Source organism: Martelella sp. UBA3392 (assembly GCF_002358775.1).
GTDB classification, from domain to species: domain Bacteria; phylum Pseudomonadota; class Alphaproteobacteria; order Rhizobiales; family Rhizobiaceae; genus Martelella; species Martelella mediterranea.
In genome coordinates this window covers 9,211-9,566 of the sequence record NZ_DEPM01000220.1, presented here as the reverse complement: position 1 = coordinate 9,566, position 356 = coordinate 9,211, and the positions used below count along the sequence as shown (strand labels likewise).

The window sequence follows — 356 nt, the reverse complement described above, 5'->3', positions numbered from 1 at the left end:
AAACGCCGGCTATCAGCAGCAGCAAAAACGGATAGAAACCGTAGCGCCGCCCGCTGTTGTCGATATCGCCGAGCGCGAACACCGCGCCTGCGAGCCCGGCAATGGCGGCGGCCAGCGCAAACAGCGCGCTCAAGATATCGGCGGTGAAGGCAATGCCGAAGGGCGGCAGCCAGCGGCCCGCCACCATGGTGAGCGGCCCGTTCTTCCACACGGTATAGAGCAGCAGGCTGTCGATGACGACCAGAAAGGCAAGCGCGGCGATGGCGATCACGGGATGCAGCACGGTATGCTTGCGGATCATCATCAGCAGCGCGCCGACGGCGATACAGGTCGCGACCGGCAGGATGACGAGCCAG

Annotated in this window: 1 pseudogene; it reads right to left on the bottom strand. The window is 64.6% G+C overall.

Annotated elements, in window-relative coordinates:
* A pseudogene (locus B4E36_RS17840) lies at window positions 1-356 on the bottom strand (Na+/H+ antiporter subunit D); the annotation flags it as partial.